Origin of the sequence: Pedobacter sp., from assembly GCF_037719805.1 — a bacterium.
GTDB lineage: Bacteria > Bacteroidota > Bacteroidia > Sphingobacteriales > Sphingobacteriaceae > Pedobacter.
The window spans coordinates 287,978-301,499 of the sequence record NZ_JBBJLZ010000002.1; the positions used below are offsets into that span (position 1 = coordinate 287,978).

General features: G+C 43.2%; 13 protein-coding genes. 5 read left to right on the plus strand and 8 right to left on the minus strand.

Annotated elements, in window-relative coordinates; all coding sequences use genetic code 11:
* Positions 1-5: 5 nt before the first annotated feature.
* Both araA and WKF66_RS06455 read left to right on the plus strand, forming a co-directional pair.
* Positions 6-1,496 carry an L-arabinose isomerase gene (gene araA, locus WKF66_RS06450; RefSeq protein ID WP_489673602.1) on the plus strand — a complete coding sequence of 497 codons (1,491 nt, stop codon included), beginning with the start codon at positions 6-8 and terminating at the stop codon, positions 1,494-1,496.
* Between the two features lie 22 nt (positions 1,497-1,518).
* Positions 1,519-3,204, plus strand: a complete 1,686-nt coding sequence (locus tag WKF66_RS06455) for a sodium:solute symporter family transporter (protein WP_489673603.1) — start codon at positions 1,519-1,521, stop codon at positions 3,202-3,204.
* 542 nt (positions 3,205-3,746) lie between these two features.
* Here the strand turns inward: WKF66_RS06455 and pstB are convergent.
* The 5 genes from pstB to WKF66_RS06480 are packed head-to-tail and all read right to left on the minus strand — an operon-like array spanning position 3,747 to position 8,230.
* The gene (pstB, locus tag WKF66_RS06460) at positions 3,747-4,505 is read right to left on the minus strand and encodes a phosphate ABC transporter ATP-binding protein PstB (RefSeq protein ID WP_489673604.1); all 759 of its coding nucleotides are present in this window, start codon (positions 4,503-4,505) and stop codon (positions 3,747-3,749) included.
* Complete coding sequence (gene pstA / locus WKF66_RS06465) at positions 4,498-5,340, minus strand: phosphate ABC transporter permease PstA (RefSeq protein ID WP_489673605.1); 843 nt, start codon at positions 5,338-5,340, stop codon at positions 4,498-4,500. The genes pstB and pstA overlap by 8 nt, the downstream gene beginning before the upstream one ends.
* Complete coding sequence (gene pstC, locus WKF66_RS06470) at positions 5,337-6,227, minus strand: phosphate ABC transporter permease subunit PstC (RefSeq protein WP_489673606.1); 891 nt, start codon at positions 6,225-6,227, stop codon at positions 5,337-5,339. Before pstC ends, pstA begins: the two co-directional genes overlap by 4 nt.
* The gene (locus WKF66_RS06475; RefSeq protein ID WP_489673607.1) at positions 6,224-7,069 is read right to left on the minus strand and encodes a substrate-binding domain-containing protein; all 846 of its coding nucleotides are present in this window, start codon (positions 7,067-7,069) and stop codon (positions 6,224-6,226) included. Before WKF66_RS06475 ends, pstC begins: the two co-directional genes overlap by 4 nt.
* Positions 7,070-7,105: 36 nt before the next feature.
* Complete coding sequence (locus WKF66_RS06480) at positions 7,106-8,230, minus strand: metallophosphoesterase family protein (protein WP_489673608.1); 1,125 nt, start codon at positions 8,228-8,230, stop codon at positions 7,106-7,108.
* A 119-nt stretch (positions 8,231-8,349) separates the two neighbouring features.
* Here WKF66_RS06480 and WKF66_RS06485 point away from each other — a divergent pair, with 119 nt between their 5' ends.
* The 3 genes from WKF66_RS06485 (at position 8,350) to WKF66_RS06495 (ending at position 10,471) form a co-directional block, all read left to right on the plus strand.
* Positions 8,350-9,342 (plus strand): alpha/beta fold hydrolase, encoded by a 993-nt coding sequence (locus tag WKF66_RS06485; protein ID WP_489673609.1) that lies wholly within the window; start codon positions 8,350-8,352, stop codon positions 9,340-9,342.
* A 63-nt stretch (positions 9,343-9,405) separates the two neighbouring features.
* Positions 9,406-9,561 carry a DUF2256 domain-containing protein gene (locus WKF66_RS06490; RefSeq protein ID WP_489673610.1) on the plus strand — a complete coding sequence of 52 codons (156 nt, stop codon included), beginning with the start codon at positions 9,406-9,408 and terminating at the stop codon, positions 9,559-9,561.
* Positions 9,562-10,051: 490 nt separating this feature from the next.
* Positions 10,052-10,471 carry a hypothetical protein gene (locus tag WKF66_RS06495; RefSeq protein WP_489673611.1) on the plus strand — a complete coding sequence of 140 codons (420 nt, stop codon included), beginning with the start codon at positions 10,052-10,054 and terminating at the stop codon, positions 10,469-10,471.
* 266 nt (positions 10,472-10,737) lie between these two features.
* On the opposite strand, the gene WKF66_RS06500 is transcribed toward WKF66_RS06495, so the two are convergent.
* The 3 genes from WKF66_RS06500 to WKF66_RS06510 form a co-directional block, all read right to left on the minus strand.
* Entirely contained in the window at positions 10,738-11,634 is an 897-nt protein-coding gene (locus WKF66_RS06500; protein WP_489673612.1) for a winged helix-turn-helix domain-containing protein, read from the minus strand.
* Positions 11,635-11,794: 160 nt separating this feature from the next.
* Positions 11,795-12,835, minus strand: a complete 1,041-nt coding sequence (locus WKF66_RS06505) for a sensor histidine kinase (RefSeq protein WP_489673613.1) — start codon at positions 12,833-12,835, stop codon at positions 11,795-11,797.
* Positions 12,832-13,506 (minus strand): response regulator transcription factor, encoded by a 675-nt coding sequence (locus tag WKF66_RS06510; RefSeq protein WP_489673614.1) that lies wholly within the window; start codon positions 13,504-13,506, stop codon positions 12,832-12,834. Before WKF66_RS06510 ends, WKF66_RS06505 begins: the two co-directional genes overlap by 4 nt.
* Positions 13,507-13,522 lie beyond the last annotated feature (16 nt).

The window sequence follows — 13,522 nt, forward strand, 5'->3', positions numbered from 1 at the left end:
ATAAAATGATAGATTTAAAAGAATTAGAAGTTTGGTTCATTACCGGGAGTCAGGATCTCTACGGCGAAGAAACGTTAAAAAAAGTGGCAGAGCATGCTCAAGAGGTTGCGAAATCAATTAGTGATGCACAGCAAATACCAGTAAATGTAGTTTATAAACCAATCGTTAAAAGCTCAGAGGAGATCTTTGAAACTTTACAGCAATCAAATATTGCCCCCAATTGTATTGGGGTAATTACCTGGATGCACACCTTTTCTCCTGCGAAAATGTGGATCAGGGGTCTAAACATCTTACAAAAACCTTTACTTCATTTGCATACTCAATACAATAGAGACATTCCATGGAATACAATTGATATGGACTTTATGAATCTGAATCAGAGTGCACATGGCGACCGTGAATTTGGCTTTATGGTTTCTCGTATGAGAAAAGATCGCAAAGTTGTTGTTGGTCATTGGCAGGACGAGGAGGTTTTAGAACAGATAAATACCTGGACTAGAGCTGCTGCAGGCTGGTATGATTGGCAGGGTGCAAAATTCGTTAGATTTGGCGATAATATGCGCTATGTAGCCGTGACAGATGGCGACAAGGTTGAAGCAGAGCTAAAGTTCGGCTTTTCTGTAAATACATATGGCATTGGCGACTTAGTCCAGGTAATAGAGATTATCCCGGAAGAAGCAATCAATAATCTTTTGAAAGTTTATGAAGAGAGCTACACTATGTCGTCCGAGCTTCTTAAGGGAGGATCGAAACGGTCATCAGTTTACGAAGCAGCCAAGATTGAACTAGGTCTTAAGAAGTTTTTAGAAGACGGAAACTTTAAAGGCTTTACTGATACCTTCGAAGATTTGCATGGCATGGTTCAACTTCCTGGTATCGCAGCTCAGAGGCTGATGGAAGCAGGATATGGTTTTGCCGGCGAAGGAGATTGGAAAACAACAGCACTGGTTAGAGCATGCAAAGTAATGGGTGCGGGATTGCCAGGAGGAAATGCCTTCATGGAAGATTACACCTATCACTTCAATCCGGAAAACCCAATGGTCTCGGGATCTCATATGTTGGAAGTTGATTCATCTTTAGCTAAAGATAAGCCAACTTTAGAGGTTCATCCTCTTGGTATCGGAGGAAAGTCAGATCCCGCCAGACTGGTATTTAATGTGGCAGGTGGTGCTGCGCTAAACGCATCGTTAATAGACATGGGTAACCGTTTCCGTCTTCTTGTGAATGAAGTAGAGGCCGTTGAAGCTGAGGAAGAATTACCAAATCTACCCGTTGCAAGAGTATTATGGAAAACCTTACCAGACATGAAGACAGGATGCGCTGCATGGATTTATGCAGGTGGTGCTCACCATACCGCATATAGTCAGAACTTAACCACTGCTCACCTTCAGGATTTTGCGAATATCGCGGGTTTGGAGTACATTAACATCGGACCAGAGACTACCTTAAACCAGTTTAGAAATGAGCTTCACTGGAATGAGATGTACTATAAATAGTAACTAAAGAACCAAATATAACATGAACAACAGCTTAGTGACTACGGACTACGTAGTCTTTCTTATCTATTTTCTAGTAGTTTCTGGCTACGGATATTACATCTACCGAAAACGGGAAAAAGGGGAACATGATGCAAAGGCTTTTTTCCTTGCAGAGGGAACACTGACCTGGTGGGCCATTGGAGCGTCGTTAATCGCATCTAATATCTCTGCAGAGCAATTTATTGGAATGAGTGGCGAAGGCTTCTTTCTGGGAATAGCAGTGGCAGCATATGAGTGGATTGCAGCAATCGCATTAATTATTGTGGCCGTCTGGTTTATACCCGTATATCTTAAAAATAAGATCTATACAATGCCTCAGTTTTTGAAGACAAGGTATAACGAATCTGTAGCGCTAATTATGGCGATATTCTGGTTGTTCTTGTATGTATTCGTGAACCTGACCTCCATATTGTATTTAGGAGCTGTTGCGATTAATGGCTTAACTGGCGGGGGGTATCTGCATATAATTATGATCGGCTTGGCAGTATTCGCGCTTTTAATTTCTTTAGGCGGAATGAAAGTAGTGGCCTACACAGACGTAATACAGGTAGCTGTGTTGATATTCGGCGGACTGGTCACCACTTATATTGCTTTAACTGTTGTAGGTGAAAAATTTGGAGTTGGAAGTAATGCCATTGCAGGATTCAACGTGTTAATGGAGCAAGCTCCTGAACACTTCAAGATGATCATTCCTAAACCCACGGCTACTTCAAGCCAGAATGAGATCAGCAAGTATTTAACCTTTCCTGGTCTAGCCTCTTACGTTGCCGGTATCTGGATCATCAATTTAAACTATTGGGGATGTAACCAGTATATTACCCAGCGCGCCTTAGGTGCTGATTTACAGACTGCCAGAACAGGTATTCTATTTGCCGGATTCTTGAAATTATTGATGCCATTGATCGTCATGCTTCCAGGTATAGCTGCATTTGTGTTGTACAAAAACGGTCACCTTCCTCAACTGATTGGTGGTAAAGATGGTGCTTATTCTGCTGTGTTGACCTTTCACCCAGTGGGCTTAAAGGGCCTTTCAGTTGCAGCATTAACAGCAGCAATTGTTGCCTCGCTTGCGGGTAAGGTAAATAGCATTTCAACCATTTTTACGCTGGATGTCTATGCTAAGTATTTCAAAAAAGGTACAGATCAAAGAGATTTGGTGTTTGTAGGGAGAGCTACCGTATTTGTAGGGATGATTCTTGCTGTACTATTTACCTGGAATGACTTATTGGGAATTGGCGGAGCAGGAGGATTCACCTTTATCCAAAAGTATACAGGGTTTATCAGCCCCGGTGTGTTTGCGATGTTTATCCTTGGTATGTTCTGGAAACGGACAACTGGAAGCGCTGCTATTGCAGGGGTAATTTCCGGCTTCTTATTCTCGGTATTCTTCAATGAGCTGGCACCGAAATTATTAGGAAATGACACATGGCTTTACACTGCTTACACCAATGGTGCTGGCGGATACGAGATTCCATTTCACATTTGCATGGGACTATCCTTCGGTTTTACTATGTTAATCATGATCTTGATGAGTCTAGCCGGCCCTAAAGTCAATCCTAAAGCTTTTGAGTTAGACAAAGGAATGTTTAAAGTCAGTAATTCTACGCTGGTATTAATTGTACTTACACTATTGATCATCACAGCACTTTATGTGAAGTTTTGGTAATAGCAAAACTTGTATGATAAAAAAGGCGACAATTGATAGAATTGTCGCCTTTAAGAGTTAGGATTCTGTGGCAATTTATTCAGCAATTATGAACTTGCTCTCCCCTAGCCACTGATTTATGACAAAACTAGTTCCGGCAAATAATTGGGATAGCATTTTTTGACAAAGTCAGCATGTGCCGAGAATGAGTCGCACTTTTGTATTACAGTTTGATTGTCTAGATCTAAAACACAGACAATATGATATCCTTGTCTGGAAATCTCCATCTGTTTATTAATTAATTGATATTGATTTTTAACCTCTGTAGCTTTATAGCCCAGGTCAATGTCTAAGTAAATTATCCGTTGCATGTAGTCTTGGTATTTGGTTTGGTTTCTTTCGGTTAATATACTCTGAAAGATTGCCTACGGTTTCCAAAAGCATGCGGTTGTGCAACGGTTTGTGCAGTATTTCTCGCATTTGAGGAGTAACTGTGATAAATCGCACCTAACTGAGAAACAATAAATTACCTACATCTCACCCAGCTATGAATCAGGTACAGGCTACCCGAACCGACCATTGACATAATTTTGCGTTAATTGGTTCTGCGGATTACCAAAGATGTTGCTGGTTTCTCCTTCTTCAACCACCTCACCGAGGTACATAAAAATCGTTTTGTCGGCAACACGCTGTGCCTGCTGCATGTTGTGCGTGACGATAACGATCGTGTAATCCTTCTTTAACGTGACGATAAGTTCCTCGACTTTGGAGGTACTCAATGGGTCGAGCGCCGAGCAGGGTTCATCCATTAAGATCACTTCTGGCCGGAGCGCTACCGTACGCGCAATGCACAAGCGCTGCTGCTGCCCGCCGGATAAACGAGTGGCCGGCTTTTGTAGATCATCCTTCACTTCGTCCCACAAAAAGCTCTCTTTAAGCGCATTCTCAATAATCTCTTCACGGTCAGCCCGGGGAATATTGTTGATCTTCAACCCGTAATCGATATTGTCATAAATACTTTTAGGAAAAGGATTGGGCTGCTGAAAGACCATTCCAATACGTCGGCGTACTTGTGTAGCGGAGACAGCTTTTCCGTATAGCTCTTCATCATCCAGTACAAACTTCCCTTCGATCCTTGCATCGGGTGACAGCTCATGCATCCGGTTAAAACAGCGTAGCAGCGTGCTCTTGCCGCAACCCGACGGCCCGATCAATGCAGTGACCTGGTTTTTCGGGAAAACAACGTTTATATTTTTTAATACCTGCTTTTCACCGAACCAAAGATTGACGTTATGAGCAGAAAGCTTTTGTTCCTCATTCATTTTTACTATGTTTATAGCGGATGTAGAACGCTGATAGATTTAAGAGAAATACCACCAAGACCAGGATCAACGCCGTAGCATAGGCCAAAGGCCTTACTTTTTCGATATCCTGGTGCTGGGTAGCCAGCATGTATAGATGATATGGCAGTGCCATAAATTCCTGATTGAGATAGCCTGCAGGTTTATTGATATAAAAAGCCACGCCGGTGAAAAGTATCGGCGCGGTTTCACCTGCTGCCCGTGAAAGCGTCAAGACGAGGCCAGTCAGTATGCCTGGCAATGCGGAGGGCAGCACCACATCTTTGATCGATTCGAACTGCGTGGCACCCAAAGCTAAGGCACCTTCACGCATCCTGCGTGGTACGCGGCGCAGCGCTTCCTCGGTCGTCGTAATGATATAGGGCAAAGACAGCAGACCCAGGGTAAGTCCGGCTGATAAAAGCGAAGTTCCCATTCGCAAACCCTGTACAAAAAGAGCGAGACCAAATAACCCGTAAATGATGGATGGCACGCCCGCAAGGTTACGAATAGACGCCCGGATCAATCTTTTAAGCCAGCTATCCGGCGCATACTCATTGAGATAGACGGCACAGCTGATGCCAAAAGGCGCTGCTACAAGGGCAGTGATCACGGTTAATAAAACCGTCCCTAAAATAGCAGGCAAAACTCCGCCACTGGTCATACTATTATGCGGCTGTGCGCTTACAAATTCCCAGGAAACTGAACTTGCACCTTTGCTGAACACATCCCATAAAATAACAGCCAGGAAGAAACATACGATGCCTGTGCTGAGCAGCAGTGTTCCCCATTCGATAATCGACGATAGTTTCTTCATATAGCCTGATATTTCTTATACCGGTTCACAAAATACTCACCCAATAAGTTCACTAGCAATGTCATCATGAACAATACGGTAGCAATAGCGAACAGTGCGTAATAATGCGTGGTTTGATACGGTACTTCGCCCATTTCAATGGCAATGGTAGCGGTGATAGTACGAACGGAATGAAAAAAGCCTTTTGGAAAAGCGGATACATTTCCGGTAGCCATCAGCACGGTCATGGTTTCACCTATAGCCCGGCCCACGCCCAACATGACGGCGGCAATAATGCCAGGAGCGGCGGCAGGTATGGTTATCCTGATCAACGTTTGCCATTTAGTGGCGCCGATACCGTAGCTGGCTTCTTTGTAGGTTTTTGGCACGCCATTCAAAGCATCTTCCGTTACAGTAATGATAGTGGGCAATGCCATAATAGACAGCAATATTGCTCCATTAAGGGCATTTAAGCCGTTAGACTGCATGGTCAGCTGCGCCAGGAAGGGCCCCAATACAACGATCCCTAAAAAGCCGATAGCCACAGAGGGTATGGCGGCTAGCATCTCAACCAGCGGCTTGAGTATGTTCTTCAGGCGTTTGCCTGCATACTCTGAGATATAAGCCGCAGTGAAGATTCCCAAGGGAATGGCAATAACCATTGCACCTAGCGTAACAAGTATGGTGCTGACCAACAAAGGCAATATGCCGAAGCTGGCATGGCTTCCTGAAGGATTCCACTGCGTACCGGTGATAAAATCTAGCGGCTTTACTTTAAGAAAAAATGCAAAAGTATTCCAGACCAGCATCAGGAATATACCGCCCAGGATAGCGATGACGAGCAAGCCGCTAATTTTGAACAGCAACCGGGCCGTACGGTCAATCTTTTCTTTTCGCGTTGGATTCATAGTTGTTTGCCTATAGGTAAGATGTAATAACCGGAAGACTCAATAATCCTTTTTCCTGCATCGCTTTTTTCGTAGGCAATAAAGGCAGAGACTTTCTTCCATGATGATTCGGGAATGAACTGGTACAGCGGTCGCTGAAAGTAGTATCGCTTGGCCAGAATGGCGTTCTTATCAAGCGGGGAAATGGCCACTTCACCTTTACGGCCACTGATCTTCAGAACCTTTATGGGCTGGCTAACGCCGTTATGAAGGATGTAGCCGACCCCCACGTAACCAATGCCAGATTTATCGGTTTTGATGCCTTGCATGATCTGCGCATTTCCGTTCATTTCCTTAGCCTCGCGGCTAAAATCAATTTTGAGCTTCTTACGAATAAAGGAATGGGTGCCGGAGTTACTTTGGCGGCCGTAAATGTTTATTGGCATGTCCTGGCCCGTTAACTGCTTCCAGTTTCGGTATTGTCCGCTTAATATGTTCCTTAATGTTATGACATCAATCGAGTCGAGTGGAAAGCTTTTCTGTACGATAAAGGCTGTTGCATCCTCAGCAAAAACGACCGTGCGCAGTCTAATATTTTTAATTTTGAAAAGCTTTTCCTCTTCCTCATTAATCGGTCTGGAAGAGTTGGCCGCATCCGTCTGGCCGTTTAGCAGGGAAGCAATGCCTAGACCCGACCCGCCACCGGATATCGACAAGCTGTAATCATTATTGATCTTATAAAAGTTTTCGGCCAGGGTAACGGCAAGGTTGACTTCCGTGTCGGAGCCCTTAACCTTAATGGACTGGCTGTTGTTTGCACAAGAGACCAAGAACAACGCGAATAGGCAAATCATATACTTCATAGCAGGAGGAAGATGTTTAGTAAAGCAAGATTGTCGCTATTCACCCTTAAATGTATATGTAAACTGGTCGGCAAGTGTGGCATGTTCCTCCGGATCTATCTGATGGAGAATCGTATAGTATTCACCGGTCAGGCTTACACCCGTAGGCAGACGATTCAGCTTGATTTTCAGAAAGCCATGCTGGTTGTCGCAGTAGTTCATCAGTACAACATCTTTAAGCAGCGGGTGGTCGGCGCTATAGGCATCCTGGTCGATTCGGGCAAGCGCGTGCAATTCATCGAACCCACCCGCTCCCGCAACGATAAAAGGTAACAGCTTACCGTCAGGGTAACTCTTTTGAAAACGCTGGTAATTGTGCACATGTCCGCTGAAGATGATATCTGGTCGCACTCCGCTTTGACGGAATGCATCCTCCAGAAAATTAATCATCGGCAAACTTGAACTGTGGTTAAAGTCTGCAGAATAGGGTGCATGATGCAGGCAAACGATAATCGCCTTGTCTGGTCGCTGTTTATCGGCCGCTTTCAATTCTTCAACAAACCAGTCTCGCTGTTCTGAAGTGACGATTCCATATTTGGGAACATTGGTATGTAAGCCGATGATATTTGCCAAAGGCGTCTCCAACGTCCAATAAATGTTAGGCTGAGTTCTGCTTTTCCAGCTTCGCTCACTACTAAAGCTGATATCGGCTGAAACGGCATTACAGAAAACAGCCTGGAATGCATCCAGGCTTTGGTAAGGAACCTCGCTGTCGGGGTTCACATCACTGTCGTGGTTCCCCGCAATGGCAAATATTGGCGCAGGATACTTGCTATAAGGTAAAAAAAATTGCTCATCGTAATGTGCAGCTTCACCAAAGTGATAAACCACATCTCCCAAGTGGTAAAGGAACTGCGGGCTGCCCTCCTGTTGTGAAACGCCGCCGAAGTGACGGGTCATTTCTGTAGCGACCTTTTTCTGAAAGTCAGGGTTAAGTCTTCCGCCGGTGTCACCCACCATATGAAAAACAAGCTCTTGGCTATTCGTTGACAGACTGTCAGCAGACAAATGATAGGGATATTCACCTGAAGCCTTGGGCAATGGCTGAAACTTGTGGTTGTCGTCCGGCTGATTTAGCTTGACTACAGGCGTGTTATGTTTCTGAATGGGGAAGGTACTCATCAGCAAAGATACGGCCTGCTATGTTAAGTCGATATTAAAATTATTAATAAAAACTCTTATAATTCCGCTTGGTTATTATAGCCAAGTATGATTCATCATGTACCTATCGCTATCGATATATGAAACTGAACCTAAAAACATGTGGCTATGGAGCCGCAGCGCTAATACTTATGTTTGGCAGATATCCGCTATCCTGGTTACTGTCTAGCCGTAATGAAAAAAAGATACGTCCCGAAAATAATCAGCAAAGCCACGAATCTCATATTGAGAGCCCTACAGGGAATGTACTGTTTGTTAAAATTGAAGGACCTATTGACGCCACCCCACTAGTTTTTATCCATGGCATCAATTCCAGCAGCGACCAATGGCAGTACCAGCAGCAACATTTCAGTAACGACTATCGACTGATCTTGATTGATTTACCTGGGCATGGCCGTTCTGCGGATTCGGCCGACCTTTCCGTCAAAGCTCTGGCCATCGACCTTAGTGCTGTTTTAACCCAATTGAGCATTCATCAACCTGTGCTATATGGGCACAGTCTAGGTGGAATGATGATTCAGGAATATTGCAAACTTAAACTTACGCCCGCCCCGTCAGCCATTATCCTTCAAAGCTGCAGTTATACCAATCCACTTAAGACCATGCCGATTGGCCCGTTGCCATGGTTACTGCAATCGACACTAATCACTCCGATTTTGCAAAACATTGCCAGAAATAGCGAGGTGTTTACCACTCTTGCTTACGCAGCCTACAGTTCGGGCCTGAGCGCCCTGTTTTACCGGCTCGTGCTGTTCACCGGGAAACAAAGTGTAGCTACTTTAAGATCTATGACCACTTTGGCAGTAAATACAAAAGCAAAAACCACTGCCGAGACGCTGTTATCTACTTTTGCATTCGATGCTGGAAATGTGCTAAAAAACATTGACATCCCTTGCCTAATCATTGCAGCCGAAGACGACCGCCTCATCGACCCTATAGCCGGACTGCACCAGTACCAACGAATTAAAGGTAGTGACATGGTTGTGGTAAAAGGCGGACATCAAAGCCTGGCGGAGTTCCCTGAGGAAACCAATAAAGCGTTGGAACAGTTTCTTCATAAACACGGCATTTAAGCCAATAAGCTCCTAATGATTGATCTTCTCCATCCAGTACCTTCAATGCAGCATGACTAACTAATGAAAGATGTAAAGAAACAACACCTTCCGACAAAAATATGCCGGGTCTGCCAACGCCCGTTTACCTGGAGAAAGAAATGGGAGAAAAACTGGGATGCGGTTCTTTATTGCAGTAAACGATGCAGTGGCGATAAATTGAAAAGCCTTGAAAATTAATATTATCTTCACCAACGTTATCGATTCTAAAGACATGCGGTATGAGTTTATATGAGATTACTAGAGCTATGTCTTGGCTATGTGTAAGCTTTGTCCTACCTACGTCCCTACTACCGCTCCGCACACAAAGAAGACATACATTTCACGTAAGAAAGAGCCAGCAAAAACACTGTCTTTCTAAGCTCATATCAACTAAAATTAGCGCAGTTTCTTGGGGAGAGATGTGATCGAAGCATGTTCGTTTTTACGATAGAAAGAGAGCCGCGGGTTGTTATCATTATTAGGCGAAAAAAAAGTTCAACAATTAATAAAATACTGCCCATAATCCTTTAAAGGACGCTTTTGGCATCTTAATACCCTAGTCGATCGAGCGCCTAGGCGAAGACAGGCTAATTGTTTTAAGAATACTAATTATACCTACAGTGCTCATTATTTGTTTAGATAAGTTATATTTACGTTGACTTTAATAAACATTTGATAACCAAATACCATGACTACTGAACACCTATGCCCAAAATGTGCTTCCAATGAATACATAATAGACGAAAGTAATATTGAGTTTAGTGCGCTGACAGGAGATTTATCACAAGGCATACTTACAGCGGAGATCAGTGAAGATAGCGATCTAACGCTCATTTGCTCTTCATGCAGTTACCAATATAAAAATGGAGATTATCAAAGAAAACAAGACAAAGTAATGGCAGCCCGCCTGGCCCTAATGGCTACTCAAAATGGTAATCAACTCAAGGCAGTTGCAATATATGCTTTATTGAGTGTCTTAATAGCAGTCTTTGCGTATAAGTTCTTTGTAGCGGATCGGACAACATTTGGATACATCTTTTCAGCAGTTGCATTAGTATTGTCAGGAATCGCTATCACTGGTCTTATCTTTACGCCTAAAAGAAAGTAATCTTTACACTTAGAAGAAATAGAACATACATCTTACGGAAGATTTAAATCGCTCTATCAAACAGGAAGCCCCTATTTATGTCTTCGCAATTGCCCTGTGTCCAGAATAGAACGTTTGCTGCCTGTAGGCACTGATTTATGGAACGTTTCAACTCCAGTACCGCAAGCGTAACCATAAACAATTGATTTTGCAAACTTAAGCCCGAACCAATAGAATCGCTTACAGACGGCGATGCCTTAAATTAGGTTCGGCGATGTATAGGAAGATTAAGAATTAATTTCGAGTTTGTATCCCTTGCCGCGTACAACAATAATATTGCTATTTGGATCAAGCTCCAGTTTCTTCCTAAGTTTCGATATGAACATATCAAGACTGCGGCCTACAATAACCCCTTCATCTTCCCATACCTCTTTTTGTAGCCGGCTCCGTTCGAGGGTCTCGTTGGGAGTAGCTGCGAAAATTTGCAGTACACGGGTTTCTGTTCCAGTCAGCTCTATTGTCGTTTCATCTATGATGAGCTTACGGTTTTTCGCATCGAATAACATCGAGCCCAAAGTGACCAACCCAGTATCCTGTACATTAGGTGAAATCCGGCGCGGCTTAGGCTTAGTGGATCCAAAATAAATCAACCCAACAAAAGCCATAATAGACAGCCCGCCTAGAACATATTCATTCTTTGCTGTAGCCATACCACCTGGTTTAAATTTAATGTTGATTAGATAACGTGCGCTAGGTTGCTTTCTTCCTACACAAGCTACGATATCGTCTTTTTTGTCTTTGGACATCGCATATCCATAGGTTACACCAGACTTACCATTTTCAAGAACATTGACAACATAATCACTCCCTAGCGGGTCTTTGGCTAACAAACGCTGAGTTATCCTCATCAGCGAATCCGGTTGAAATGAAAACTCGTTTTCAAAACTGATCTGGTACTCATTCTTAGTGATCTTTTTTACCGGTTGAACCCTTGATGTACTATCACCCGAGTGCAAGAGCAGCTCATGTCCTATTTTACGGAGCAAGACTTCTCTCCTTGCGATTGCAAAGTCTTCCCTATCAGTCATCGTGAAAGCTGCGCACATTGCAGAGATAAACATAAGCAGTATGAAGCCCATGAGGTACTTGCCTTTTCCGGACCGTAGATTTCGGCTATCTAGCATAGTGTCAAGTTTTTATTTACAAAGCTTACATTTTTTTTATGATTAGAACTCCTAACCCTTAAATATATTTTTAAGTGGTTTACTAATTAAAATTGGGAAAACATGAAAAAGAACATGACTTATGACACACCTACACCAAACTGAACTCCTAAACGAAGACTTAAGTAAACTCAATTGAGAATTCATGGTGCATTTCAACAAACCTGTACCCAATGTTCCAACCATACCTATTGCAGATTTCCTTTACTATTGCAAGCCCAAGACCACTGCCTGGCGTTTGATCCAAGGCAGCCGTGAATCTCTTGAACAATCTTAGGCCATCCAGCGCAAAGGTACCCGGGTTTGAAATTACAAGTCGAGACCCGGTAAGCGAAATGAATATCCTGACGCCCTTATTAGTATGCCTTAGGGAATTCATTAACAGATTATTTAGCATAATTTCAAGTAGAATTTTATTTCCTTCGACTATACATTCCGGACTGATGTTTCTTTCTAGCATTCGGTCTTCGAATAGACCTGAAAGCAGATCCAAAATATCTACAAGAGGCTCGGCAACAGAAATCAGCTGTTTTTCCATAAATTGCTTATTTTCAATTTTAGCAAGCAACAGCAGATTTTTGTTGATTCTGGAAACCCTGGACAAAGCATTGTTTGTCTGTTCAATAATTTGCGACTGTGCAGCACTAAGGTCGCCATCCTGAAGCAATAAGTCAAGTTTTGACTGTACGATTGCTAATGGTGTTTGAAGTTCATGAGAGGCGTTTTCAGTAAATTCCTTTTGCTGACGGAAGGTTTCAATATTACTTTTCAGCAGCTTATCAATACTGGAGTTTAATTCTTCAAATTCAATGATGTTTCCGGATTCAAACTTAACTGTTGAGTTGCTGTTCAGATCGAATGCTTTGATCTTTTCAAGCGTCTGATAAAAGGGTTGCCAAAGCTGTCTAGATATCCTGCGATTAAGCCAGACAAACCCGCCTAGTATCAGTGTGAAAAAGAATACCGTCAATAATGTGATTGCGCCTATAATCAAAAAGGTGTCCTCCCGGCCAGCTTCAGCGGTCAGTGTAATATGATGCTCAGCTAACTCATACTCCCATAACTGACTAATAGCAAAATAATAAACTGGGATACTGCAGGCCAATACAATTCCTGCGTAGACGGTAAACCGTTTTAGTGACTTATTAAGAAGTTTATTCATACTTCCCATTTATATCCGTTTCCGTATAAGGTTTTCAAGTAGTGACCTGACCCGGCTTCGCTTAATTTCTTCTTCAAATTCTTTATATGCGCATAAATAAAATCGTGGTTGTCGAGCATATCCGCAAGGTCACCAGACAAGTGCTCCGCTAGCGCACTTTTAGAAATAACCTTATTCTTATTACCAACAAAGAATATCAGCAGTTCAAACTCCTTTTTCGTCAGCGCAATCACAGCGGGGCCTACCGCAACCGTCTTAGCCAATAAATCGATTTTTAAAACTCCCTGCACGATTATATTGGAATTGGCAAAGTTTCTTCTTCGGATCACTGAAAATATTCGTGCCGCAAGTTCCGAAAGATGGAAAGGCTTAGATAAATAGTCGTCCGCCCCAAGCTTTAGTCCGTTAATGCGGTCATCTAACGAATTCTTGGCGGAGATGATGATCACCCCATCTTGTTTATTTTCTAACTTCAGCGCATCTAGTATTTGTATCCCACTACCACCCGGAAGCATCAGATCAAGCAAGATGCAATCATATTGATAGGCGCCAATCTTAGCTTGGGCCTGATTGTAGTCGCTAGCCAGTTCGCAAACATATTGCTGTCCGGAAAGGTAATCTACCATGCTCTTTGCCAGTTCTGGCTCGTCTTCGATGATCAATACTTTCACAAGCCAAATCTTCTCA